The 25,455-nt window shown below is 62.9% G+C and carries 22 protein-coding genes; 10 read left to right on the top strand and 12 right to left on the bottom strand.

Annotation, left to right across the window (positions count from 1 at the left end):
- Window positions 1-16: 16 nt before the first annotated feature.
- Window positions 17-973: an NAD(P)-dependent oxidoreductase gene (locus MPC4_RS01010; protein WP_174510882.1), complete on the bottom strand. Its 957-nt coding sequence runs from the start codon at window positions 971-973 to the stop codon at window positions 17-19.
- A gap of 155 nt (window positions 974-1,128) precedes the next feature.
- On the opposite strand from MPC4_RS01010, the gene MPC4_RS01005 reads away from it, so the two are divergent.
- Window positions 1,129-1,365: an FmdB family zinc ribbon protein gene (locus tag MPC4_RS01005; protein WP_174510881.1), complete on the top strand. Its 237-nt coding sequence runs from the start codon at window positions 1,129-1,131 to the stop codon at window positions 1,363-1,365.
- A gap of 75 nt (window positions 1,366-1,440) precedes the next feature.
- Here MPC4_RS01005 and MPC4_RS01000 read toward each other — a convergent pair whose 3' ends face one another.
- Window positions 1,441-2,823, bottom strand: coding sequence for a phospholipase D-like domain-containing protein (locus MPC4_RS01000; RefSeq protein WP_174510880.1), 1,383 nt, complete (start codon window positions 2,821-2,823; stop codon window positions 1,441-1,443).
- Between the two features lie 409 nt (window positions 2,824-3,232).
- Between MPC4_RS01000 and MPC4_RS00995 the strand changes: the two genes are divergently transcribed.
- A complete protein-coding gene (locus tag MPC4_RS00995) occupies window positions 3,233-4,477 on the top strand; it encodes a L,D-transpeptidase family protein (protein ID WP_174510879.1) in 1,245 nt (414 codons plus the stop codon).
- 313 nt (window positions 4,478-4,790) lie between these two features.
- Here the strand turns inward: MPC4_RS00995 and MPC4_RS00990 are convergent, their stop codons facing one another.
- A complete protein-coding gene (locus MPC4_RS00990) occupies window positions 4,791-6,917 on the bottom strand; it encodes a molybdopterin-containing oxidoreductase family protein (protein ID WP_174510878.1) in 2,127 nt (708 codons plus the stop codon).
- Window positions 6,918-7,169: 252 nt separating this feature from the next.
- Here MPC4_RS00990 and pdxR point away from each other — a divergent pair, with 252 nt between their 5' ends.
- The 6 genes from pdxR (at window position 7,170) to MPC4_RS00960 (ending at window position 13,813) form a co-directional block, all read left to right on the top strand.
- Complete coding sequence (gene pdxR, locus MPC4_RS00985; protein WP_174510877.1) at window positions 7,170-8,633, top strand: MocR-like pyridoxine biosynthesis transcription factor PdxR; 1,464 nt, start codon at window positions 7,170-7,172, stop codon at window positions 8,631-8,633.
- Between the two features lie 375 nt (window positions 8,634-9,008).
- Entirely contained in the window at window positions 9,009-9,758 is a 750-nt protein-coding gene (gene ubiE, locus MPC4_RS00980; protein ID WP_174510876.1) for a bifunctional demethylmenaquinone methyltransferase/2-methoxy-6-polyprenyl-1,4-benzoquinol methylase UbiE, read from the top strand.
- 61 nt (window positions 9,759-9,819) lie between these two features.
- Window positions 9,820-11,385, top strand: coding sequence for a 2-polyprenylphenol 6-hydroxylase (ubiB, locus tag MPC4_RS00975; RefSeq protein WP_174510875.1), 1,566 nt, complete (start codon window positions 9,820-9,822; stop codon window positions 11,383-11,385).
- 246 nt (window positions 11,386-11,631) lie between these two features.
- Window positions 11,632-12,888, top strand: coding sequence for a bifunctional phosphopantothenoylcysteine decarboxylase/phosphopantothenate--cysteine ligase CoaBC (gene coaBC / locus MPC4_RS00970; protein WP_174510874.1), 1,257 nt, complete (start codon window positions 11,632-11,634; stop codon window positions 12,886-12,888).
- Window positions 12,885-13,367, top strand: a complete 483-nt coding sequence (gene dut, locus MPC4_RS00965) for a dUTP diphosphatase (protein ID WP_174510873.1) — start codon at window positions 12,885-12,887, stop codon at window positions 13,365-13,367. Before coaBC ends, dut begins: the two co-directional genes overlap by 4 nt.
- A complete protein-coding gene (locus tag MPC4_RS00960; protein WP_134489864.1) occupies window positions 13,364-13,813 on the top strand; it encodes an RrF2 family transcriptional regulator in 450 nt (149 codons plus the stop codon). The genes dut and MPC4_RS00960 overlap by 4 nt, the downstream gene beginning before the upstream one ends.
- 77 nt (window positions 13,814-13,890) lie before the next feature.
- Here the strand turns inward: MPC4_RS00960 and MPC4_RS00955 are convergent, their stop codons facing one another.
- The 6 genes from MPC4_RS00955 to purE form a co-directional block, all read right to left on the bottom strand.
- The gene (locus tag MPC4_RS00955; RefSeq protein WP_174510872.1) at window positions 13,891-14,490 is read right to left on the bottom strand and encodes a nitroreductase family protein; all 600 of its coding nucleotides are present in this window, start codon (window positions 14,488-14,490) and stop codon (window positions 13,891-13,893) included.
- A 128-nt stretch (window positions 14,491-14,618) separates the two neighbouring features.
- Complete coding sequence (locus MPC4_RS00950; RefSeq protein WP_174510871.1) at window positions 14,619-15,653, bottom strand: sulfate ABC transporter substrate-binding protein; 1,035 nt, start codon at window positions 15,651-15,653, stop codon at window positions 14,619-14,621.
- 276 nt (window positions 15,654-15,929) lie between these two features.
- Window positions 15,930-16,823, bottom strand: coding sequence for a tetratricopeptide repeat protein (locus tag MPC4_RS00945; protein ID WP_134489868.1), 894 nt, complete (start codon window positions 16,821-16,823; stop codon window positions 15,930-15,932).
- A gap of 92 nt (window positions 16,824-16,915) precedes the next feature.
- A complete protein-coding gene (rpsU, locus tag MPC4_RS00940; protein ID WP_134489870.1) occupies window positions 16,916-17,155 on the bottom strand; it encodes a 30S ribosomal protein S21 in 240 nt (79 codons plus the stop codon).
- A 173-nt stretch (window positions 17,156-17,328) separates the two neighbouring features.
- Window positions 17,329-18,441, bottom strand: a complete 1,113-nt coding sequence (locus tag MPC4_RS00935; RefSeq protein ID WP_134489872.1) for a 5-(carboxyamino)imidazole ribonucleotide synthase — start codon at window positions 18,439-18,441, stop codon at window positions 17,329-17,331.
- A 5-nt stretch (window positions 18,442-18,446) separates the two neighbouring features.
- Window positions 18,447-18,911, bottom strand: a complete 465-nt coding sequence (gene purE / locus MPC4_RS00930; protein ID WP_244605978.1) for a 5-(carboxyamino)imidazole ribonucleotide mutase — start codon at window positions 18,909-18,911, stop codon at window positions 18,447-18,449.
- Window positions 18,912-19,111: 200 nt separating this feature from the next.
- Here purE and MPC4_RS00925 point away from each other — a divergent pair, with 200 nt between their 5' ends.
- Both MPC4_RS00925 and MPC4_RS00920 read left to right on the top strand, forming a co-directional pair.
- Window positions 19,112-19,804, top strand: a complete 693-nt coding sequence (locus MPC4_RS00925; RefSeq protein ID WP_174510870.1) for a glutathione S-transferase family protein — start codon at window positions 19,112-19,114, stop codon at window positions 19,802-19,804.
- A gap of 161 nt (window positions 19,805-19,965) precedes the next feature.
- A complete protein-coding gene (locus tag MPC4_RS00920; RefSeq protein WP_134489878.1) occupies window positions 19,966-20,544 on the top strand; it encodes a L,D-transpeptidase in 579 nt (192 codons plus the stop codon).
- Between the two features lie 269 nt (window positions 20,545-20,813).
- On the opposite strand, the gene MPC4_RS00915 is transcribed toward MPC4_RS00920, so the two are convergent.
- The 3 genes from MPC4_RS00915 to rbfA all read right to left on the bottom strand — a co-directional run bounded on the left by MPC4_RS00915 (window position 20,814) and on the right by rbfA (window position 25,319).
- Entirely contained in the window at window positions 20,814-23,867 is a 3,054-nt protein-coding gene (locus MPC4_RS00915; protein ID WP_174510869.1) for an O-linked N-acetylglucosamine transferase family protein, read from the bottom strand.
- Between the two features lie 109 nt (window positions 23,868-23,976).
- A complete protein-coding gene (gene truB, locus MPC4_RS00910; RefSeq protein ID WP_174510868.1) occupies window positions 23,977-24,879 on the bottom strand; it encodes a tRNA pseudouridine(55) synthase TruB in 903 nt (300 codons plus the stop codon).
- Window positions 24,876-25,319: a 30S ribosome-binding factor RbfA gene (rbfA, locus tag MPC4_RS00905; RefSeq protein ID WP_134489884.1), complete on the bottom strand. Its 444-nt coding sequence runs from the start codon at window positions 25,317-25,319 to the stop codon at window positions 24,876-24,878. Before rbfA ends, truB begins: the two co-directional genes overlap by 4 nt.
- Window positions 25,320-25,455 lie beyond the last annotated feature (136 nt).

Here is a 25,455-nt window from a genome sequence, read left to right as displayed (position 1 = left end):
GCGAGGAACGGCGCCGTCAGTCTTTCAGGGAGACGCAATGTTCCAGCTCCTCGCCCTTCATGAAGCGCACGAGGTTGCGTTCGACGATGGCCGCGAGGCGGCGTGAGGGGAGTTCCCCGCCCATCACCGCGACATGCGGCGTGATGACGACATTCCTGCAGGTCCACAGCGGATCGTCGGATGGCGGCGGCTCGGGATCGGTGACGTCGAGACCCGCCCCGGCGATGACGCCCTTTTCGAGCGCCGCGGAAAGAGCGCCCGCGTCGATGATCTCGCCGCGGGCGATATTGACGACAACCGCGCGCCGGGGCAGCGCGGCGAGCTCATCGGCGCCGATGGCATGGCGCGTGCTCTCCGTCAGCGGGGCCGCGACGATGAGGGCGTCGCTGACCTTCAGCGCCTCGCCGAGCTGATCGCGGGAGAACGTTTCATCAGCGAGCGGCTGGGGCGTTCCGGCTCGGTTCACCGCGATGATGCGCGCTCCAAAAGGGCGCAGCCTTGCGGCGATCTCCCGCCCGATGTTGCCGAAGCCGAAAATTGTCACGACGGCCTCATCGAGCGTTTTCATCCCCGCACCGATCGCGGGGTCCCATTCGTGCTTGGCCATCTGGCCGAGGGCGTCGGGGAGCCGCCGAAAGAGCGCCAGCAGCAGGGCGAGCGCATGTTCGGCGACAAAAGGCGCATAGGCGTCCCCCGCATTGGTGACGACAACGCCGCCGGGCGCGCTGTAACGCTTTACGATGTCGAACCCCATGCTCTTCAGTTGAATCCATTTGAGACGGCCGGCGTCGCGTTTGAGGGCGGCCGCGCGTTCGGCGTCATAAACGGTCGGGTCGGTCCAGAGCGCGTCGGCCTCGGGCAGCTCTCTGACAAAATCGGCAAGACTATCGACGCTGACAAGTTCAACGCCGTGGCGGGCCGCGACATCCTGCAACTCAGCGCGGCTGGGGGCGCCCTCAAGAATGATTTTCATCAATGGCTCCTTCGAGCGCGTCGCAAAATCGGAGACAGCCGCGCCATTGTCGTTTTCAGGACAAAACGCCCGGCGCAAAAGTTGCTTCGATCCCGTGCTCCGGCCGCCGAAAAAAGGGCCGTGCCAGTCACGTCGACGAGCAACGCGAGGATTTTATGCCGCTCTACGCTTACAAATGCCAAGACTGCGATGCCGACTTCGAGCTCCTGGTTCGGACTTCCGATGTCCCGGCGTGTCCGTCCTGCGCCAGCGAGAAACTGCAACAGCAGATCGCCAGGATCTGCGTCGACATAAAATATCCAGCCGTCGCAAAATCATGGCGCAAGGCCGCGGCGCGAGAAGGAGACCTTTCAAATTTCAGCAAGCAGGAGCTGCAAACGAAGAAGGCTTAGCCGAAGCGGCGCATTCGCGATCAGTTAAAATGACTGTCTGAAATGATCCAGTCCGGCTGACGCAGTCATCCCGCCTCAAAGCAGCGGGTCGAGCATCCGCGCGACTCCTTCAATCGTATCGCGTAAATCCGAGACGGGCGTCACGCCCTTTTGCGTCGTGTCGTGCAGGTTCTCGATCCATGCCGCGACGGCGCCGACCTGTTCGGCGCCATAGACAATGGCGTTCGCCTCAAAATTCAGGAACAGGCTGCGCGGGTCGATATTGACCGAGCCGACCATAGCGAGACCATCGTCGACGACGAGGATTTTCGCATGCACCATGCCGCCGATGAAACGGATGACGCTGACGCCCGCCGCCGCGGCGTCGCGCAGCGGCTGGCCGCGGGCAAGGTCCGCGATGAAATGATTGGAAGGGTCCGGCACGTAAACGCGCACGTCGACGCCGCGATGAGCCGCGAGAGCCAGCGCTTCCGCGAGTCCTTCCGGCGGAATGAAATAAGGCGTCACGATCCAAAGGCGCCGCCGCGCCGCGAAAGCGGCCGATACGATGGCGGCATAGACGGGATCGCCCGGAACATCCGGGCCTGAAGGCGCGATCTGCACCACAGCTTCTCCGAAACCCGGCGCCGCTGGCGGCGGGGGCGAAGTTTTGATGCGCTCGCCGGTAACGAATTGCCAGTCGGCTGCAAACAGCGCCGCGTAATCGCGAACGGCCGGACCTTCGAGCAGAAAAGACAAATCGCGCCACCGCTTCGGATCCGGCTCTGGGCCCATATATTCGACCGCGACATTGGCGCCGCCCGCGACGACCCTCACATCGTCGGCGATCAGCATCTTGCGATGATTGCGCATATTGGTGCGGGTGAAATGCGCGAGGCGCACGGGAAGAAAGAAGGCGACCTCGCCGCCGGCCCGCACCAACGGATCGAGCGAGCGCTTCGACGTCGAAAACGATCCGACGCCGTCGAGCATAAGGCGCACGTCGAGGCCGGAGCGTGCGCGCCTCGCCAGCGCCTCGACGATGGCGAGGCCAACAGGGTCTGGATGCAGGATGAAGCTCGCCATATGGATGTGTTTTTCGGCGCTGTCGATCGTCTCCATGAAGCGGCGGTAGATGTCGACCCCATCGGCGCAAAGGATAAACCGGTTGCCAAAACGCGCCGGCGGCAGGCCATAGCTCTGCACCAGCCGGTCGGCGCTGGCCTCGCCGGGCGGCAGCCCGACAACCGGCTCGGCCGAGCCGAGCGGCGGCTTCAGCAGCTGGGCGCCCTTGAGCTTGCGTCCGCCCAGCACGAAATAAGCGGGAATGCCGAGCCAGGGGATCAGCAGGATCGCCAGCATCCACGCTGTCGTGCTGGCGGCCGAACGGCGCTGGCGCAGCATGCGCGGGATGATCAGGATGGTCATCGCCACGCCCGCGATCATCGAAAAATTGGAAGCGATAATCGAATCAAACATCGCGATCACTGAGCCTAACCTGCCCCAATTGACAAGAGGCGCCTCTTGCGTGGGCGCATTCCTTCTAGGCGAGCAGGACGCATTCTATCGCCTGAAAATGGTTTATGACGCGATAAGGCCGCCGTCCGCGGACGCGGCGGCCCCGCCTTGCGTGACCTTCGCCAGCCGCGCGCAGGCCTTCCGGCGCAGGCTTTCCGGCGCAGGCTTGGCATTCATTGAATTCCTCGCTCCCCATGAAGACACATCAGCTTCCGCTCTCCAGCCCGGCGGCTGAAATTTTAACCTTACGCGCTTACGCAGAGGCAAGCGTCAATCCCCTATTGCCGCCGCAAATTCGAGAGATACAAGATAAATCCGGTTCTGGCGGAGCCAAAGCCGGGAGGCCGCGTCCCCAAGCATGATGGAAATCATGCTCCAACTTATTGATAAGACACGGATCGAGACTTTGAAGGAACCGCGCCGCGCCGCCGCATTGATCGCCGCTCTGCTGGCCGCGCTGTTCATGGCGGGGGCCGCCGCCGCCGGCGCGTCAAAGGGCGAGCTGCCCATACCGGCGGCGACGCTCGCGCTGATGGCGGCGCGCGACACGACGCCCGACGCCCCGATCCTGATGCGCGCCTACAAGAAAGAATCGGAGATCGAGGTCTGGAAGCTGAACAAGAGCGGACGTTATGTCTTCCTGAAAAGCTTCCCGATCTGCCGCTGGTCGGGCGCGCTGGGACCGAAGACAAGGCAGGGCGACCGCCAGACGCCGGAGGGCTTCTACGCCGTCGGGCCGCACCAGATGAACCCCTATTCGCACTATTACCTTTCCTTTGACACCGGCTATCCGAACGCCTATGACCGCGCGCACGGCGGTTCGGGGTCGGACGTTATGGTGCATGGCACCTGCTCCTCGGCCGGATGCTTCGCCATGACCGACAGGCAGGTCGCGGAGATCTTCGCCCTCGCGCGCGAGGCGCTGCGGGGCGGCCAGAGCGCCTTCCAGTTCCAGTCCTATCCTTTCCGCATGAGCGCGCAAAACATGGCGCGCTACCGCTCCGACCCCAACATCGCCTTCTGGCGCGAATTGAAGGAGGGGTCCGACCGGTTCGAGGCGACGGGCGAGGAGCTCGACGTCAGCGTCGTCAACGGCCGCTACGCCTTTGCGCCCTCAAAGGACCCGGCCAATGAGCTTCTCGCCGCCGCCCGCCATGCGCGCGAGCAGGCGCGCGTCGCCGCCTTCATCAAGGAGGGAAGCGCCGCCGTGCGCACGACCTATTCGGACGGCGGGCAGAACCCCTATTTCGCCGCGCTGCTGCGCAAAGGCGCCCATCTTGGCGACGTCAGCCGGCCGGAGGCGCTCGCCTTCGCCGGGGTGGATGAGGTTCTCTCTCCGGCCAGAGGCGTTTGCGCCCGCAAGGGCGGCTGTCCCGACGCGATCGGCAGGGGACCGGAAGCCACGAAGGCCGCGGCGGATCAACCGAGGATGGACGCGCCGGCCGCGGACCAGCCGCGGATCATCCTCGCGGCGGCTCGCGTGGCGCCGATGCCGCAAACCGAACCGATAACCCTCGCCCCGGCGCCGTTTTGCTACAGCCTCGGACGCCCCGCGCCCGCGCAATCCACCATCGCGGGCGGCATGCCGGTGCTGCCGGCGGTCTGGTTCGATTGAGGGTTTCGGCGGGTCGGTTTGAAAGTCGGATGCCGACCCTTGCTTGTCATAGGCCGGCCCGTTACGCGATCTCTGGAGCGGACGTTCAGCGCCGCTCGGCGCCGACGGCTTCGCGCCCATCTCCGCCGCCGAGGTATCCTAACCGGCTTCCCGAAAGCGGACGCGGCGCCCGAGTGCCTTGTTGACCGGGACGGGGAGGAAAGCGGCCATTGAGGCCCGACGGCCGGATGGCGTCCGCCGCGCAAAAGGGAACGATTCGGCCGGTAGGTGACCGTTCGCTATGCGCAGCGATCCCCCACCGTCCCCAGGCAACTCAGTTGGCTCGCGTGACCTCGACGAGGTTGTCCGAGAAAGACGGAGCATGGCCCATGTCTGCGAAAGCTGAGGAGCTAACGCTATTGACCGTGCCGTCGTTGAGCTGGCGCCAATAGCCGAGCGTCGCGACGACGACCCCCGGATTGACGTCGCCGGTGATGCGGGCGACGCCCTTAAAGGCGCCGCGATCGTTGGCGACCTGAACGCGGTCCCCATCGACGATGGCGCGCCGGTCCGCGTCGACCCGGTTGATCAAAACGAACTGTTCGCCTTGGCCTTTAATCTTGTGGTCCATGTTGGCGTAGCACGAATTCAAAAATCCATGGCTCTTCGGCGAGACGATGTTGAGCGGATACCTCTTGGCTAGTTCGGGATCGTTCGTGTGCGACTCTCGCGATCCCACGTAGTCCGGCAATGGGTCCAAATCCTCGCCAGGTTGGAAGCCTTCGTACATCTGCCGGAATGGACCGGCGACGAAATTTTTGGCGCCATCGATCCGTAACTCGCATTTGCCGGAGGCCGTCGGGAAATTCCCTTCTCGATGTGGCGCGCGGTCGTCAGGGGTTCCAACCTTAAGCCGCGCAAAACCGTGCTGACGCAAGTAGGCAAGGTCGATGCCCTCGCAGGCGGGTGAAGACCAATCCACATAGTGCTCAAGGCACTCCGAATCCGTCCATTTGAAGTTTTCTTCTTCGAAACCCATCCGGGCGGCGAGGCGGCGGAAGATCTCATTATTCGGGATCGCCTCGCCGGGCGAGTCCGCGCATTTCGTATTATAGGTGAGGTAGAGGTGGCCCCACGATAGGATCATATCCTCCATTTCCGCGCCCATGGACGCCGGCAGAACAATATCGGCGTACGATGCCGTATCCGAGATAAAGTGTTCGGCAGAGACCAAAAACAGATCGTCCCGCATCAGGCCTTGAACGATCTTATCGGTCTCCGGCGCCTGTGTGACCGGATTCGAATTCCAGCACATCATCGACATGATCGGCGGGTCGAGAGGCAGTTCACCAGTTAGCGCACGGCCGATCTGCAGGTTGTTGACGACACGCGTGCCCTCGGGAATGAGGTCGGGCCGGCAGATCACGTCGAACTTGTAGGGATGCTCCCAGACGGGGAACTGGGTTGCGCCGCCGCCGACATGGCGCCACGCGCCCGTCAGCGCCGGGATACAGGTGACGGCGCGGATGGTTTGGCCGCCGCCAAAATGACGTTCGAGCGCGACGCCCATCCGAATGGCGGCTGGTTGTGCGGTCGCGAGTTCGTAAGCGAGCTTGCGGATGTCAGCCGCGGGCACGCCGGTAATTGCCTCGGCCCATTCCGGCGTCCGGGTGCGAGCACGCTCTTTCAGGTCCTCAAAGCCTTTTGTGTAATTATCGACATAGTCCTGGTCGACCAGACCCTCTTCGATGATCGAATTGATCAGCGCCATCGCCAGCGCCGCATCGGTCCCAGGCTTGGGACAAATGTGCCAATCCGCAGCCTTGGCGGTGCGCGAGGAGTAGGCGTCGATAACGACGACCTTGGCGCCCGCCTTCTGGGCATCGCGAACGATGGCCCAGTGATGCAGGTTGGTGCTGACGCTATTGCACGCCCAGATTACGATGTACTTCGAGTGAATGTAGCTCTCGGGGTCGAGGCCAGCTGTTGGGCCAACGGTCAGCAGCCAAGCCGTGCAGGAGCCCTCACCGCAGAATGTCCGCTCGCAGACGGTCGCCCCCAGGCGGTTAAAGAAGGCGTCGCCTCCATTCAGACCGTGCACGAGCCCTTGATGCCCGAGATAGCTGTAGGGGATGATCGCCTGCGGGCCGTGATCGGCGATAATCGCCTTCCAGCGCGTTACGATCTCATCGAGCGCCTCGTCCCAGGTTATGCGCTCGAATTGTTTAGATCCTTTAGGCCCAACACGACGAAGCGGGTAAAGAACCCGGTCGGGGTGATAGTGCCGAAGCTCGTAATCCTTGAGTTTCACGCAGAGGCCGCCGCGCGTCATCGGATGGTCGGGGTTTCCCCTCACGCCCTGCAGGACGCCGCCGCTGACCTCGAAAATCATCGAACAAGTGTCGGGACAGTCATGCGGACAGCCGCCAAAGAAGGTTTTTGGCTCCGTAAGCTCGTTCATATGCGCCTCCCCTGCGTTGCCGTGCTTTCGGGACAGGTGTCGTGGAGACCTGTCTTTGCGCACTCTTTGGCTGATAAACAGCTTGAAAATTGGCTTAGCGTAAGAGCCAATTGTGACATGTTTTATGGCGCCAAGGCGCCCCTCGCTCGGCGACGACGTTTGGTGGCGCGAGCGAGGTTACCATTGCCGCGCGCTGAACCTGCGCCGCGACCGTGGATCGCGCTGGAGCCGAGAACGGAAGAGGAAACGCGAATGGAACTAACACTCTCTTTGGCCCAAAGGACTGAAAAATCGCTCCAGACGCAGATCTTCGAACAGGTCCGGCAGATGATTCTGAATGGACAGCTAAAGGCCGGAATGACTTTAACGCCGAGCCGGATCCTGGCCGAGCGACTTAACGTCTCCCGCAATACGGTGACGAACGCCTATGATCGATTGGCCGGTGAAGGCTATGTCGAGGCCCGTGGGACAGCAGGCGTCTATGTGTCAGCCATCCCGCCCGACGACTTGCTTCTCATCCAGAACGGCGGCCTGGCACAGGACAACGGGCCAATACTGCCAGCATCGAGCGAGCCTCTTCTTTGCTTTGCGGGTTCATCTGGCGGCGGCGCCCAACGGCCAGCCTATGATTTCTGGGTGGGCCGCTCTGATCCAACGGCGTTCCCGCTCATGACCTGGCGGCGCATCGTGAATCGATTGCTTTCAAGGGAGACCTCTCACCTCACCGATTATTGCGATCCTGCTGGGCTTCCGGAGTTGAGGGAGGCCATCGCCCACCACCTCGGCAGAACTCGCGGCATGGCTATCACACACAACCAAATCATCGTTACCGGGGGCGGACAGGATGCATTAAATCTGGTTCTGAGCCTCCTGCGGTCGCATACCCGCCAGCTCTGTATTGAAAATCCGTGCTACCTGGGCGCGTCAATGCTCTTCAACAGCGCGACGCTTCCCTTGCATCCAGTGCCAGTCGATGAAGAAGGCATTCAAACAGAATGTCTTCCGACCGCGCGCGGGAATCTGCTCTACGTGACGCCCTCCCACCAATTTCCCACGGGCGTGGTGATGACCCTAAGCCGGCGTCTCGCACTTCTCCGATGGGCCGATGAAACCGACAGTTTCATCATTGAGGACGATTATGACAGCGACTTCCGATACGACGGACCACCGCTGACTGCCTTGGCCGGCCTCGATCGCGGGCGGCGCGTCTTTTATGTCGGTACTTTCTCGAAATCCGTGGGGGCCGGTCTCCGGATCGGTTTTGCCGCATTGCCGCGTATAAGATGGGATGAGGCGAGATTGCTTAAGGCGCGAATGAGCAACGGCCAATCTTGGCTTGAGCAGAGTGCGCTCTCATTTTTCATCAACGACGGGCATTTTGACCGACATTTGCGGAAGTTGCGGCAAATCTATATGTCGCGGCGGGACTGCCTCGTCGCATCCCTTAACGCCAACTTTAAAGAACCGAAGATTTCGGGAACCGAAAGCGGACTGCATCTCGTTTGGCAGCTTCCGCAAGATTTCCCCAGAGCACGGGAGATACAGCTCAAGGCGCGTGAAATTGGCGTGGGCGTCTACGCGCTATCGAGTGGTGCGGCATTCGATTTCGATGACGCACCAAACGATGACATCCTTGTTTTTGGGTATTCATCCCTCGACGTGGCGAAAATCCAAACCGCCGTGACGGCGCTCCGTCAGCTATTCATCCTAAAATAAAGCCTCAGCCTCACGGGGCGCCCGTGATCGGACGCGAGGGGCGTCGCTACAAGCAACTTCTCACGCCAGCCCCCGTCAGCCGATCGCCATTTCTGCTTCGGGCCGGAAGCCGCGAAACGCCCGCTCGCGCCAAGGTATGCTTTACCGCGCCACGCACCTAAAACCCGCCATCCCGCCCTCGGCCCGACCCAGCCGTGAACCGAATGTCCTGCTCCGCGCATCGCGGTTCGCAAGCTGACAGCCGGAAAACCACCCTTCGCCGACATTCAAATTGCCGCACTCCTCCCATCACCTCCGCATAGCCATTGCCTAAATCAGCCGCTATGGTCGCGCATCCTTAAATCAACCAGCCCGCCGGCTCGAGCGCAAGAATCCATGTCCGAAGAGACGCATTTCGGTTTTTCCCGCGTCCCCCTGCAAGACAAGCAGGCCCGGGTGGACGAGGTTTTCCACAAGGTCGCGTCGCGCTACGACCTGATGAACGATCTGATGTCCGCCGGCCTGCACCGCGTCTGGAAGGATATTTTCGCCGCAAAAGTCCATCCTTCGCGAAAGGCGCCGTTCCGCCATCTCGACGTCGCGGGCGGCACCGGCGACATCGCTTTCCGCATCGCCAAGGCGGGCTCAAGACTGACCGAAATCGTGGTGCTCGACATCAACGCCGACATGCTTGACGTCGGGCGGGCGCGCGCCGCCAAGCGCCCTTTCGACGCAAAGCTCGAATTCGTGCAGGCCAACGCCGAGGATCTGCCGTTCCCGGACAATTCCTTCGACGCCTATACGATCGCTTTCGGCATCCGCAACGTGCCGCGCATCGACGTTGCGCTGGCGGAGGCGCGGCGCGTCCTGAAACGCGGCGGCCGGTTTCTCTGCCTCGAATTCTCCAACGTCGACGTGCCGTTCCTCGACCGCCTCTATGAAGCCTATTCGTTCAGCGCCATTCCGCGCCTTGGCCAATGGGTGACGGGAGACGCCGACGCCTATCGCTATCTCGTCGAATCGATCGCGCGCTTTCCCGACGCCGAAAGTTTTCGCGACAAGATCGCCGCCGCCGGACTGGAGCGCGCCACATTCACGCGCCTTTCCGGCGGCGTCGTCGCTATCCATTCCGGCTGGAAGCTCTAGATCATGGTCGATTCGCAAGGCCCAGCGCCGTTTCGCTTGAAAACGCTGTAGGCGGGGCGGCGTGGTTTTTCTCTTCGGCTCCCTTTACCGATTGACCCGCGCCGGTTTCGTGCTGGCGCGCGCCGGCGTCTTCAGCGATGTCGATCCCGCCATTCTGCCGCCGGCCGCGCGGCTGCCGCTGGCGGTGGCGAAGCTCGTCGCGCGGCGCACGGGACGGCCTGGCCTCAGCAATCTTCCCGCCGCGATCAGCGCGCTCGGGCCGTCCTACGTCAAGCTCGGCCAGTTCCTCGCGACGCGGCCGGACGTCGTCGGCGCGGACGTCGTGCGCCATCTCGAGCTGCTGCAGGACCGGATGGCGCCGTTTTCGCGCGAAATCGCCATCGCAACGATCGAAGCGGCCTTCGGCCGGCCGCTCGCGGAGGTCTTCGTCAGCCTCGGCGAGCCGGTCGCCGCCGCCTCGATCGCGCAGGTCCACAAGGGCCGCGTGAAAGATGAAACCGGCGAGCGCGACGTCGCCGTCAAAGTGCTGCGCCCCGGCGTCGAGCGGCGGTTCCGGCGCGATCTCGGCGATATGTATTTCGCCGCGCGGCTGGCCGAGCGCTGGATTGACGACATCCGCCGCCTGAAGCCCGTCGAAGTGATCGACACCATGGCCCGCTCGGTCAAAATGGAGATGGACTTTCGCCTGGAGGCCGCGGCCGCGTCGGAATTTGCCGAGAACGCGGCCGCCGATCAGGATTTCCGGATCCCGAAAATCGACTGGGACCGGACGGCGAAGGAGGTGCTGACCCTCGAATGGGTCGATGGCGTCCCTTTGTCCGATATTTCCGCGCTTGCCGCCAAGGGTTATGACCTGCCGGACCTCGGGCGCATCGTCATCCAGTCGTTCCTGCGCCACGCGATGCGCGACGGATTTTTTCATGCCGACATGCATCAGGGCAATCTCTTCGTCGATTCCGAGGGCCGTCTGACCGCCGTCGATTTCGGCATCATGGGACGCCTTGGCTTCAATGAGCGGCGGTTTCTGGCGGAGATTCTCTACGGTTTCATCAAGCGCGATTACCGGCGCGTCGCCGAGGTGCATTTCGAGGCGGGCTATGTGCCGCGCATCCATAAGGTCGAGGATTTCGCGCAGGCCATTCGCGCCATCGGCGAGCCGATCCATGCCCGCACAGCCGATCAAATCTCGATGGCGAAGCTTCTGACGCTTCTTTTCGAGATTACCGGGCTGTTCGACATGAAGACGCGGACCGAACTCGTGCTGCTGCAAAAAACCATGGTGGTCGTCGAAGGCGTCGGCCGCACGCTCGATCCAAAACTCAACATGTGGGCGACGGCCGAACCTGTCGTCCGCGCCTGGATCGAGCAGAATCTCGGGCCTATCGGCAAGTTGCAGGACGCCGGCCGGGCCGCGCAGACGCTGGGGCGCTTCGCTTCTCAACTGCCTTCGGCGCTTCTGCGCGCGGAAAATGTCTTGACGCAGATAGAGGATATGGCGGAAGGGGGACTTGAACTCTCCGATAACGCTCTCAGCCGCATGGGAGAGGCGGCCGCGCGCGGCGCCCGTCTTGGCCATATCGCCCTGTGGATTATTGCCGGCGCCGCGCTCGTGCTGCTGCTGCGATAGGCGAAAGCCGCCGCCAGGCCGTATTTCAACCATCGTGTCCGCCTAAAGCCCCCGGCTTCAGCCGAATTCTCGGTCCAAGGCCCGAACCAACGCCATCGCGTGAGTTGCGGATTTCGCGCCTTGCGTTAGAAACAGATAAAAAAGGTATCGAGGTTCAAATCAAACCTCGATCATGCGTAAAAAAGAAACAATGAGCGCGCGCTGTCGTAATCCGCGCTTGTTCGCCCGGGGGGGATGTTTGGCCGCATGAGCCAATTGCCAGGAAAACGAATCCTTCTCGTCATAGGCGGCGGCGTCGCGGCGTATAAGACGCTCGATCTTATCCGGCGCCTGCTCGAAAGGGGTGCCTTTGTGCGCGCCGTCATGACCGCCGCGGCGCATCATTTCGTGACGCCGCTTTCCGTCGCAAGCCTTTCGGGCGAGCAGGTCTTCGCCGATCTTTTCGCTCTGACCAGCGAGGCGACTATGGGCCATATCGAATTGTCCCGCGACGCCGATCTCGTCGTCGTCGCTCCCGCCACGGCTGACCTTCTGGCCAAGATGGCGCATGGCCTCGCCGATGACCTCGCCTCGACCCTGCTCCTCGCCACCGACAAGAAAATTCTCGTCGCGCCGGCGATGAATCTGCGCATGTGGCTTGCGAAGCCGACCCAGCGCAACATCGCCGCCTTGCAAGGGGACGGGGTGATCTTCGAGGGGCCTCAGAACGGCGACATGGCCTGCGGCGAATATGGCCCCGGCCGGATGAGCGAGCCGCTTGAAATCGTCGCCGCCATCGAGGCCGCTCTCGCTACGGACACGGTTCTGCCGCTGCCGGAAGGTTTTGCGCGTCCGTCAACCGCCGCGCTCAAGGGGCGCCGCGTGATCGTGACCTCGGGCCCGACTCATGAGCCGATCGATCCGGTGCGCTATATCGGCAATCGCTCGTCCGGCAAGCAGGGTCATGCGATCGCCGCCGCCGCGCGCGAAGCCGGAGCTGAAGTGACGCTCGTTAGCGGACCGGTGGCGCTCGCCGATCCCTGGGGCGTGACGACGATCCATGTCGAGACCGCGCGCGAGATGCAGCAGGCGGTCGAGCAGGCGCTTCCGGCCGATATTTTCGTCGGCGCCGCGGCGGTCGCGGACTGGCGCGTCGTGGAAGCCGCTCCCGAGAAGATCAAGAAGGGGGCTAAAAACCCGCCGAGCCTCGCGCTCGTCGAAAACCCGGATATTCTCGCGGCCATAGGGCGGCGCAAACGCGACCGGCCCGCGCTCGTCGCCGGCTTCGCCGCCGAGACGGATAGGCTGATCGAACACGCCGAAGCCAAGCGTCTCAGCAAAGGCTGCGACATCATCGTCGCCAATCACGTCGGAGCGGGCGCCAATGTTTTCGGCGGCGATCGCAATGAGGTGACGCTGATCAGCGCGGCAGGCAGGGAAAGCTGGCCGAACCTCACCAAGACGGAAGTGGCGGCGCGGCTCGTCGCGGCATTCGCCAAAAAGCTAAGCGAGGCGCGCCAATGAGCCAGCCGCTCGCCGTTGGCGTGAAGATCCTGCCGAACGGCATGGGCCTTCCCTTACCCTCCTACCAAAGCGCGGGAGCGGCCGGAATGGATCTCCTCGCCGCCCTGCCGACCGCGACGACGGTCACGCTGCCGCCTGGCGGACGTCTTGTCATCCCGACCGGCATCGCGCTTGCGATCCCCTCCGATTATGAAGGTCAGATCAGGCCAAGATCGGGCCTCGCGGCGAAGGCCGGGGTCACAGTCCTCAACGCGCCGGGCACGATCGATGCTGATTACCGTGGCGAAATCGGCGTCATCCTGATCAATCATGGCGCCGCGCCCTTCGAGATCGCCCGGGGCGACCGCATCGCGCAACTTGTCTTCGCCCCGGTGATCCGGGCCGGCCTTTTTACGACGCTAGAGCTGGCGGACACCGCGCGCGGCGCGAACGGCTTCGGATCGACAGGCCAGATGACCGACAAGGAAACGCCGCGATGATTGTGCTTTCGCGCCGCGCTCTTCTCGCCATTGCGGCGGTGGCCGACATCGCCATCCATTCCCGCCCGCTTCCCGTCGCCGCGAAATCCCTCGCCGCCCGTCTCGATCTGCCGCCGCGCCACCTCGAAACTTTGCTTCAGGCGCTCGTGCGGGCGAACATTTTGAAGGGTCTGCGCGGCCCGCGCGGGGGCTATGAGCTGGCGCGCGAGAGGCGCAAGATCACGGCGGCGGACATCCTTCGCGCCGTGTTGAACGAAACGACGATCGAAAGCAGCGAGGGCGTTGCCTGCAAGCTGATCGGCGATGTCATCGCGCCGATGGTGGAGTTGGCGGGCGCCGCCTTCCTGAAAGAGCTCGACATCATCACCATCGACGATATCTGCCACCGCGCCGAAGAGCTGAAACTCACCGACGATGCGCCGCCGGGGACCGATTTCACGATATAGCCTTTGCTTTAACGCATGATGTTGATCCGAAAAGTCTGCAACTTTTCTGCATCATGCTATCGGGCGCCCTCCTAAGTTCAGGACGCCGGAAAGCCGCCTTCAAAAACAAAGTCCGACTGCGGATTGCGGCTGTTCGGTTTTTCTCTTTCGCGCGCGGCTTCCGGCAGAATGGATTTGTCGCCGACGCGTCCGATGGCGATTGCGGCCTCCACCCGGCAATCGTCGGGGGCGTTGAGTTCGATCGCCGCGCGGGGAATGTCAAAGCCGGTCATGGCATGCGCGGCATAACCCGAACGCCAGGCCTGGAGAGCCAGATAGCCCCAGGCCGCGCCGGCGTCGAATGAATGACTATGCGATGCGACGGCCTCCGTTTTGCCCGGCGGCGTGAAGGCTTTCTTTGACAGAACGATGATCAGCATCGAGGCGTTTTTGGCCCATGACTGATTGAATTCGCTGAGGAGCCCCAGGAATTTCGTGAATGCGGGCGTGTCGCGCTTGGCGTAAAGAAAGCGCCAGGGCTGCGAATTATACGAGGAGGGCGCCCAGCGCGCCGCCTCGAAAATCGTCCGGAGATCAGCGTCGGGGATCGCTTCTCCGGTAAAGGCGCGCGGCGACCAGCGTTCAAGGAACAACGCTTCGATCGGATAATCGGCGGCGCGTGAATTGGCGGTTGTCATATCGGGGAACTCCGTCCGGCCCTGCTGTCAGAAGAGCGCATCAGCGTGCAGGACTCCGCCGTCTCAAGCGAGCCCGGAAACATGCTTGGCCCTTCTAGCGAAGACGCTGGCCCGTGTCGCGAATGACCTCAGTGACCCGCGTAGATTTGATCGAATACGCCGCCATTGGCGAAGAATTTCGCCTGCGCTTTTTGCCACCCGCCAAAGTCGCCATCGACCGTGACCAGCGGAATATGGGCGAGACGCGCAAGGTCCCTGGGGTCGGCGAATTCCGGTTTGACAGGGTGATAATAGTTCTTGGCGATGATCGCCTGCGCCTTCGGCGAATAAAGGAAATCCAGAAAAGCCTCGGCCACCTTACGGCTATTATTGGCGTCGACATTGCCATCGACGAGGGCGACGGGCGGCTCGGTCAGAACCGAGACCGAAGGCGCGACGACTTCGAATTTGTCTTTGCCGAACTCCTCGGAGGCGAGAAAGGCGTCGTTTTCCCAGGAAATCAGCACATCGCCCTGCCCACGTTGCGCGAAGCTGATGGTCGAACCGCGTGCGCCTGTGTCAAGAACCGGCGTGTTCTTGTAGATCGCCGCAACGAAGTCTTTGATCCTGGCCTCGTCCCCGTTGAATTTTCTGGCGGCGTAGCCCCAGGCGGCCAGAAAATTCCAGCGCGCGCCGCCCGACGTCTTTGGATTTGGCGTAATGACGGAGACGCCCGGCCTGATCAGATCGTCCCAGTCCTTGATCCCCTTGGGATTGCCTTTGCGGACAAGGAACACGATCGTCGATGTATAGGGGGTCGAATTGTTCGGCAGCCGTTTCTGCCAGTCGGCTGGAATCTTCCCCGTCTTGCCGGCGATGGCGTCGATATCGGCGGCGAGCGCCAGAGTGACGACGTCGGCCGGCAAGCCGTCGATCACCGCGCGCGCCTGCCCGCCCGACCCGGCATGGGAGCTGCGCACGGCCACCGTCTCTCCCGTCTTGGCTTTCCACTCGGCGCTGAAAGCTTCGCTGATCGCGCGGTAAAGCTCGCGCGTCGGATCATATGAGGCGTTGAGCAATTCGCTCGCGGCTTGCGCCTGCGACCCTGGGAAAAGGGGCGACGGCGTCGTGAGGGCCAAAGCCGCGCCGAAAATCGCAAAGGTGAAGGGCCGGGCCTTGAACATGGAGCTGCTCCGCTACTTGTATACTGTTTCTATAGAAACAGTGATCTAAGTCAAGGCGCAGCGCCGCTCGCGCCGCGGTTGCGGCAGGCGCGCATTTTCAAGTTTTGCCTTTCGCGGAAACGTTCTGGAGGACCAGGCGCGGACGAACCGGCGCCCTTTTTTCGCAACTGATGCTTAGAGCGGAATGCGCCTGAGCGGAATTGCATTCCGCTCTTTACGCCTTTGTTTTACCGCACGGCGCCGGCCGTAAAGTCCGCGGCTTTCCCGCGTCCTGTCTTAGGAATGCCCGCTTCGCGACAGGCCGTCCTTGGCGAGCTGATTGGCTGGATCAAACACCAGCGCGCGCTGATAGGACTCAACGGCTTTGGCGCGGTCGCCTGATTTCTCATAGGCGAGGCCAAGGCCGGCCCAGGCGTCGGGGTTCTTGTTGTTGACATTGAGCGCGGCGTTGAAATCCTCGATCGCCTTGTCGTATTTACCGACGGCGATGAGGCTTTGTCCGCGCGCCTGATAAGGCGCTCCGGCGAAGGGATCGCGATCGATCGCATTATCGAAATCGGTGATCGCCTGCGGATGATTGCCTTCGCGCTGATAGATGAGGCCGCGCGCATGAAAGGCCTGCGCGTTCTCGGGATTGAGCCTGATCGCCTGATCGAGATCGGCGTGGGCGGCGTCGAGATTGCCCTGCACCCGTTCGAGATTGGCGCGGCCGAGATAGGCGGGGGCGTGATTTGGATCGGCGGCGATGGCGTCGTTGAAGTCCGTCATGGCGGCGTCGTTGCGGTTGACCTGTCGATAGGCGAGCGCCCGATTGGTCAGCGTCGCGGCGTTCGGCGAGATCTTGATCGCCTGACTGAAATCGGCGATCGCTTCGGGAAATTTGCCGATCTTCGCGTAAGCGACGCCTCGCGTATTATAGGCTTCCCCGCTGTTGGGATTGCGCTGCACGACCTCGGTCAGCGATGCGAGATTGGCCTGCGCTTCCTGCGGCGACTGGCTCGCCACCTCGGCGACTCCGGTTCCCGCCTTCCCGATCACATTATTCGTCGATTCGCAGCCTGCGAGCGCCAAAGCGGCAATCGCCAGCGCCGAGCAAGGACCCGTCAGGCGCCGCAACGGCGTCGCTCGCTTGGCCCTCGTCGCCTTGGCCCTGGTCGCGAAAGCCGCCATCCGGTCATCCTCATCCGCCAGTCGAACAGCCTTGCGGCCCCAACCTGCTTTAAGTGCGTCAATGATCGAACTTGGATCGAAGCCGTGAAAAATCAGCGAACGCCGAGAACAGGCTTCGGCTTCATCGGCAGGAGGCCTTCACGCTGCATCTTCTTGCGGGCCAGCTTGCGCGCGCGGCGAATGGCTTCGGCCTTCTCGCGAGCGCGCTTTTCGGACGGCTTCTCATAATGGCCACGAAGCTTCATCTCGCGGAAAATGCCCTCGCGCTGCATTTTTTTCTTGAGCGCCTTGAGGGCCTGATCGACATTATTGTCGCGAACGAGAACTTGCACGCATGAGTCCTTGATGTGACGTCAGACGCCGCTTAGCGCGACGGAGCCGACAGGAATGATGGAACAGAAAATCCGGCGCTGAAAAGCGCCTGAAACTTGAAAGACAGGCGAATAGCAGCATCGGGGCCCGCTGTCCAGAGTTCGCCCGCCGCTCGCGGCGAAAACCTTGGGCTTCACGCCTTGTGGCCCGGCGCAACGCGCGTCACATGCCCCATCTTGCGGCCGGCCCGGGCTTCCGCCTTGCCGTAAAGATGAAGGCTCGCCCCCGGCTCCCGGAGGACGCGCTCGAAGCCGAAGACCTCTTCGCCGATCAGATTTTCCATCTCGACCGTTTCGCCATGCCGCCATGTGGCGCCAAGCGGCCAGCCGACAATGGCGCGGATATGCTGCTCGAATTGCGACGTCGCCGACCCGTCGAGCGTCCAGTGCCCGGAATTATGCACGCGCGGCGCAATTTCGTTGACGCGGAGCTGCTCGCCGCCGCCAGCCTGCTCGACAACGAACATTTCGACTGCGATGACCCCGACATAATCGAGCGCCTCAGCGATGGCGCGAGTCAGTTCGACGGCCTCCGCCGCCGTGCCGGGAGAGATGCGGGCAGGCGCGCGCGTCACTTTCAGAATATGATTCTCGTGCCTGTTTTCGCAGACGTCATAGGCGGCAAAAGCGCCGTCCGCGCCGCGCGCCGCGACGACGGACACCTCTTTTGCGAAAGGAACGATCGCCTCGAGAATCGCCGGGCCGCCGCCGAGAGAGCGGAAGGTGACGGCAAGATCCGCGCCTTCGCGGACGAGAACCTGACCTTTGCCGTCATAGCCAAAACGCCGCGTCTTGAGAATTGACGGGCGTCCCAGCTGGGCCACTGCGCGGGCCATTGATCCGGCGTCGTCGACACGCATATAGGCGGCGGTCGGAATGCCTATATCGGCGAGAAATTCCTTTTCGACGAGGCGATCCTGGCAGGCCGCGAGCGCCGCCGCGCTTGGCCGCACGAGACAAAGATCCGACAACAGCGCCGCCGTCCGCGCCGGAACGTTTTCGAATTCATAGGTGATCACGTCAACATTGGCGGCGAAAAAAGCGAGAGCGGCTTCGTCTTCGTAAGCCGCGACTGTCTTCTCGACGCAAACGTCAAAGGCGGGACTGTCCGGCTCCGGCGCAAAAATATGCGCCTTAAGGCCGAGGCCCGCCGCCGCCATTGCGAGCATGCGTCCCAATTGGCCGCCGCCGAGGATGCCGACGCGCGCGCCCGGGGCAAATGAGCCAGGGGAGAGTTGAAAGGCCATGCCGCTCAGCCTTCGCGCACGGGCTCGACGGCCACCGCTTGTGTTTGCGCCTCCCGCCAGGCGAAGAGACGCGCGTCGAGGGCCGCGTCGGTCAAAGCGAGAATCGCCGCCGCGAGAAGCGCCGCATTGATCGCGCCGGCGCGGCCGATCGCGAGGGCGCCGACGGGAACGCCAGCGGGCATCTGGACGATCGACAGGAGCGAATCTTGTCCGTGCAGCGCCTTGGTCTCGATGGGAACGCCGAGCACCGGAAGCGCCGTCAAAGACGCCGTCATGCCGGGCAGATGAGCCGCGCCGCCGGCCCCCGCGACGATGACCTTGAAACCAGCCGCCTTCGCGCCCTTGGCGAACTCGTAGAGGCGGTCGGGCGTCCGGTGGGCCGACACGATCCTGGTCTCGAAACCGACCTCGAGCTCGTCCAGCATGGCGGCGGCGTGGCGCATCGTCTCCCAATCGGACTGGCTGCCCATGATAATGGCGACGGGTTTTTGGGGAGCGGACAAAAGCGGCCTAAAGTCTTTGAATTTCGGCGAAGGGAGCGGCATAGACCAAGCGAAGGCGGCGCGCAAGGCTGTGCCACGGAGGCTGCGCCTTGAGCCGCGCGATCCCGTCCGAGCGCCGCGGGGGCGCTTAAGCGGCAGGCGATCGAAGGCTGCAAAAGGCGAAAAGCATGTTGACGCTGTTTTCATACCCGGAACTGTTCGGCGTCGCCGATAATAATCCCTACGGGCTCAAGGTCTTCGCATTCCTGAAGCTCTCCAAACTGCCTTTCCGGCACGAGCATATTTTCGACGCGAGATCCGCCCCGCGCGGGCAGTTGCCCTATATCGACGACGATGGCGAGATCATCGGCGACAGCGACGCGATCATCGCGCATCTCATTAATCGACATCATCTCATGATCGACAGCGCCATGTCCGCGACGCAGCGCGATATCGACCTCATGCTCAGACGAACGCTCGACGACCTCTATTGGGTGATGTCCTACTCGCGCTGGCGCGACGAGCGGTATTGGCCCCTGTTCAGACATCAAATCCTGAAGACGCACGAGGGGGTGACGGCGCAGAGCCTCGAAGAGGCGCGAGACTATAATTTCCAGCGCTATTACTATCAGGGGATCGGCCGTTATGATCGCGACGCGGCCTACGCCCGTGGCCTCGCCGACCTCGAGGCGCTGGCGCATCTCGTCCCCGACGATGGTTTTCTGTTCGGCGCGCAGCCAAGCAGCATCGACGCCAGCGTCTACGGCTTCATCGCCAACATGATTTTCTTCGACATCGACACGCCGCTCAAGGCTTTCGTCTCGGCGCAGGCAAACCTCCTGCGTCATTGCGAGGCCATTCACGCGGCCGTGTCGAGGTAGTTGCGCGCGCACAACATCGCCGCGCAAACCTGACCGGCGCTGAACAAACTTGGGCCGGCTCCGCGCCGCCAGCCGCGCCGCGCCCAACTTTAGCCTCAAACCGCGGCAGGAGTAGCGCTCCGCTGCGTTCGCTCCGACGCGCAGACGATCAAAGGACAATAATGGCTCTCCGTTTTACCCGCGCCTTGCTGTTTGCCGTCATCTTGTGCGGATCTCCGGCTTGGGCCCTCGATAACCCGCTCGGCGGTTTACTCACGCAGGGACCGATCGCGGATTTTCTCAATGTTTTTCAGCAACCGGCCATCCCGCGCCGGGTCGTCTCCTGGGACGGCGGCCAGCCTCCGGGAACGGTCGTCGTCTCGACAAGCGAGCGCCGCCTCTACTATGTCCTTCCGAACGGGCAAGCGATTCAATATGGCGTCGGCGTTGGCCGCGAGGGCTTTGCGTGGTCCGGCACGAAGAAAGTCACAATGATACGCGACTGGCCGGGCTGGACTCCCCCTCCACAAATGCTCAAGCGCCGGCCCGATCTGCCGCGCCACATGCCGGGCGGGATCGACAATCCGCTCGGAGCGCGGGCGATCTATCTCGGCTCGAGCTTCTATCGCATTCATGGGTCGAACGAGCCGGACACAATCGGCGCCGCCGTGTCGTCAGGCTGCATCCGCATGACCAACAGGGATGTCGTCGATCTCGCCGATCGAGTCAAAGTCGGCACGAAAGTGATCGTGCTTCGTTAGAGAACGATGCCGAAAAGCGGGACCGGTTTTCGGGCGACGTCATGCTCCAACTTATTGGTTGAACGACGCATTCAGGAGCTGGATGGAATCGCGGCGCGATTCCATCAGCGCCATCCGGCTCCGGGCGTTGCGGCCCCAGGCGGATTCGAGGAGGCGCTTTGCCTCTTCTCGCCATGCGGAGCGAAAAAGGCGCCGGCAGCGCGCGAAAACGCCGGAAGGCTATGAGGCTCTTTCGCCTTCCGCCGATTTGCGAACTCCGCTCGCGCGGCTCAGCCGCTCTTGACCGCGACGACCTCCATGCACACCCGATAACGCTCGCTGACGCCATATTCCACAGGCTGAAATCCATGCTCCTCCAAAAGCGCGTAGAGGCGCTTGCGGGTGAAGTTGTGGTAGTGCTCGATCTCGCCCCAGTAGGGGTTCACCTTGTTGGCATGGAGCAGGCGCCAGACCATATTGTCCGCGTTCGGCATGGAGAGAAAAAGCGCGCCGCCTGGGCGCAGCAGCGCGCGCGCGGCGAGGAGCCCGGCCTTTGGAAAAGCCATATGCTCCAGCACGTCGGCCATGCTGACGACGCTGTAGCGCTGCTCGTGATCGAGTTCCTCGATCGACGCGCAGTGCGCCTCATAGCCAAGCGTCCTCAGCGCCGCGACATTCTCTTTGCGCAGATCAAGTCCAACCGGCGTAAAGCCCCATTCCTCCGCCGTGAACAGGAGCGAGCCGTTGCCAAAGCCGACATCGAGCCAACGGCCTGTCGCGGCGCGCCTTGCGACGCGCTCGACCATGCGGGCGGAAACTGGGCGCTGGCGCTCCATGTCATGGCCGACAATCTGATTTTGATGCGTTTTGGAGAAGATCACCTCCGCCGCTGCGGCGTCGAAGTACCCTTCCGTGAAGACATGCCCGCAGCCTTTGCACTCATGCCAGTTGATCACCGGCGGCAACGCCGGCTGGTAGAGGGCGTGTTTGGTGCAGTCGGCGCCGAGAATGGCTGGTATGTCGCCGCCGCCGCAAAGCGGGCACGCGCGGTAGCGAACCCTTTGGATCGAGGGCGCGGGCGGCGCCGTTTCGCCGACATCCGTTACCGCGAAAGCGCGCGGCGCGCCCCCGTCGCGATGATTCTCCCACATCTGCGTCAGGGCGGCCTCGAAATGCCGCGCATAGCGCGCGCTGTCGAACAGAGGCGAAGCCAGTCTCGCGCCGAGCAGCTTGTGGCGAAGACCCTGCAGGAGGCGGGGATCGCCGCAGGACAGCTTTCCCGCCAGCGCTTCATAGTCGTCAAGAGACGCCGTGATGAGTTCGGGCAGGCCGACGGCATGTAAAAGACTGCCAGCGACGCGACCGGCGAATGTGTCGCCCGCGCATGTCAAAACCGGCAGCCCAGCCCAGAGCGCGTCGCTCGCCGTCGTATGCGCGTTATATGGAAGCGTATCGAGAAAAAGATCGGCGAGACGGTGCCTCGCAAGATGCTCGGGCGAAGGAATGCGCGGCGCGAAGACCAGCCGGTCGGGGTCAACGCCGCGCTGGCTCGCTTGCCGGCGCAGATTCTCTTTGACCAGCGCATTTGCTTCGAGCAGCCAAAGAACGCTGCCAGGGGCCGCGCGAAGAAGACGCATCCATATATCGAAGAAAGCCGGCGTCAGCTTGTAGCTGTTGTTGAATGAGCAGAAGACGAAGCCGCGCTCGGGAAGTCCGCATTGCGCGCGCGTCGGCGTCACGTCGGCGATGAGGCGCCGCGTGTCATTCGGCTGATAGCAATGCGGCAGCTGGACGATTTTTTCGACGAAGGCGCTTTGCTGATCCATCGGAAGGACGAACGGATCGGCGATAATGTAATCGATGAAGTCGGCCCCCATCGTGCCCGGAAAGCCGATGAAGCTCGCCTGCACGGGCGCTGGCCGCCGCGCCGGAATTCCCGTTCGCGCGCCGGAGGTATAGCCCTTCATGTCGATCAGAATGTCGATCCCGTCGGCATGGATGCGGCGCGCCGCCTCGTCGTCTGAGAGAGCGCGCAGGTCGACGAAATGATCGAACGCCTTTCTGAGGCGCGCGCCGATCTCGCTGTGATCGTCCGGACCATGTGAATAGGCCGTGATCTCGAATCGCGCGCGGTCGTGCAGTTCGAAGAGTTCGGCGACGAGAATGGCCGTGGCGTGACGGCAAAAATCATTGGACAGATAGCCGATCCGCAGCTTGCGGGCGGAGGCCTCCGCCCGCCTCGGGGCGAAATCGGGCGGCTGGATTGCAAATCCTGCGGCCGCGGCGCGTGCGACGCGCAACTGCAGCGCGGGACTCGTCGCCATGCTGAGGATCGAGAAAGGATGCGGCGCCGAGTTTCCCGACTCCATGAATTTAAGCAGCTCAGCCTCTTCCGCTTCAATCCCGTCCCAGTCGCAGATGGCGCGGCGCTTATGATGCAGCCAGATGCGGATATCGACGAGTTGAGGATCGATCTCCACGGCGGCGCGAAAACTGGCGATCGCTTCCGGCAGCCGGCCGAGCGCCTCCAAAGCCGCGCCCTTGTTGGCGTGAGCGTCCGCCATCGTCGGACGTAAAAGAATGGCTTGCGAATAGGCTTCGATCGCATCGTCAAACGCGCTCTGGCTCTGCAGCGCGTTGCCGAGATTGACGTAGACCTCGGCGAAATTAGGCCGCAGCGCGACGGCGCGTTGATAGGCCGCGATCGCCCTCCCCGGCTGGCGCAGCTCCTTCAGAATATTGCCAAGGCTGAAATAAGGTTCAGGAGCATCCGGACGATGCGCGATGATCTCTTCGCAGACGGCAATCGCTTCTTCCTGCCGCCCGAGCTTACGCAGGATGTTGGCGGCGTTGGCGTAGGCCTGGACGAAGCCGGGATTGAGCGATCCCGCCCGGCGGTAGGCGGTCAGCGCGTCAACGAGGCGCCCCTGATCCTCGAGGACATTGCCGAGATTGGAATGGGCCTGCGTGAAATCAGGCTGCAAGGCGATCGCCCGGTCGATCGCCGCGATCGCCGCATCGGTGCGCCCAAGGGCGCGATAAATTGCGCCAAGATTGGATAATGCTTCGACATAATCAGGCTTCGACGCGATCGCGCGCGAAACAAGGTCCGCGGCGGCCTCGTGATTACCCCGATGATGCGCGATCAGCCCGAGATGATGGAGGCAGACGCACTGGTCCGGCTCGACCGCGAGGATCTTGGCGTAGATTTCCTCGGCCGCCCGGTGACGTCCGGCGCGAAAATATTCCAACGCCAGCGTCAGGGATTGATCGGCTGGGACCGGCCAAAGTTCGTCTTCGCCCCGCCCCGCCGCTGATTTGCGTTCGCCCTCTGTTGCTGCCATCGCCCCGCGCCGCTCTGTTCGCTAATGAGCGCAAGACTAGGGCGCAGGGCTTGCCCCAAGCGTGCGCTTGGAAAAACGCAGGGCGGGCGCGACCGGCTCGACGATGGTCCTAAAAGGGCAGGTTGAAAACTCGTCCTGGCACCAGCTCGCCCTTTTCGACAGCGCCGACGGCAATGACGACGCCGCCGCAGGCCGCATAGGCGGAGCCGTCCATCGGCGCATCGGCGCCGCGGAGCAAAATCGATTGCCCGCGCCGAAGCTTGGCGGCCGCGTCGCGATCGACGATGACGCGCGGCAATTCCATTAGCCCCGCCTCGACGCGGCGCATCGCCTGCGCCTCGACGCCGCTCTCCTCGAGATCGCTCAAGGCGATCGCGTCCGCCTCGGTGAAGGGGCCGACTCGGGTCCGGCGCAATGCGGTGACGTGACCGAAACAGCCCAGCAGCCGGCCGAGATCGCGGGCGATGGCGCGCACATAAGTGCCCTTGCCGCAGCGCGCCTCGAAAACGGCCTCGTCCTGATCGGCGCTGACGAGATCCAACGCATGGATCGTGACTAGCCGGGCGACGAGCTGCGGCGTTTCGCCATCGCGGGCGAGGTCATAGGCGCGTTCGCCGTTGATCTTGATCGCGGAAAAGGCCGGCGGCGTCTGCTCGATCGTGCCGATGAATTGCGGCAGTCTCGCAAGAATCTCCGCCCGCTCCGGCCGCAGCTCCGATTGCGCGACGATTTTGCCGTCGGAATCGTCCGTATCCGTTTCGGCGCCGAACCGCACGGTGAAACGATAAGCCTTCTCACCGTCCTGCACGAAAGGGACGGTCTTCGTCGCCTCGCCGAAAGCGACCGGCAAAATCCCCGACGCCAGCGGATCGAGCGTGCCCGCATGGCCGGCCTTTTTGGCGTTGAAAATGCGTTTCAGCCGGGAGACGGCATGGGTCGAGGTCATGCCGACGGGCTTGTCGAGGATGACCCAGCCATCAATGTCCTTACGCGTGGATCGGGGAGCGCTCATTCGCCCTTATCCGCCGGATGGTCCTCGGGCTCGGCGTCGAGGGCCTGATCGACCAGATCCTGCTTGACCTTCGGCGTATTGAGCAAAGCGTCGATCCTGCCGCTGTGGTCGAAGCTGGGATCGGCTTTGAAGCGGACGTCCGGGGCGAACCTCAGGCTGACGCGCCGGGCGATCTCTCCGCGCAGAAATTTCTTGTGGCGTTCGAGCGCCATCAGCACGTCGGCTGCGCTCTCCCCGCCGAGCGGCATCACATAGACGGTGGCGAGCTTAAGGTCCGGGCTCATGCGCACGTCGGGAATGGTTATCACCTTGCCTTCGAGCGCAGGATCATTGATGTCCGAACGCGTGAGCAGTTCCGACATGGCGTGGCGCACAAGTTCGCCGACGCGCAGCATTCTTTGCGAGGGTTGGGCGCCCTGCTGGTGATGAAGTCTGGACAATTTCTGGAACTCCGACGCCTTCCGGCGTTCATCTACGGGCGTTGCTCTGCCCGGAAAAGCTCATCAGCTCTTCGACAAACCGCGATCCGCTGTTCGTTTCAAGGATCGCCATTGAACCTTCAACGTAATCTGGCGA

Source organism: Methylocella tundrae (genome assembly GCF_901905185.1).
Taxonomy (GTDB): Bacteria; Pseudomonadota; Alphaproteobacteria; order Rhizobiales; family Beijerinckiaceae; genus Methylocapsa; species Methylocapsa tundrae.
The sequence above is the reverse complement of the archived record's forward strand: the minus strand, read 5'-3'. Positions and strand labels throughout refer to the sequence as shown.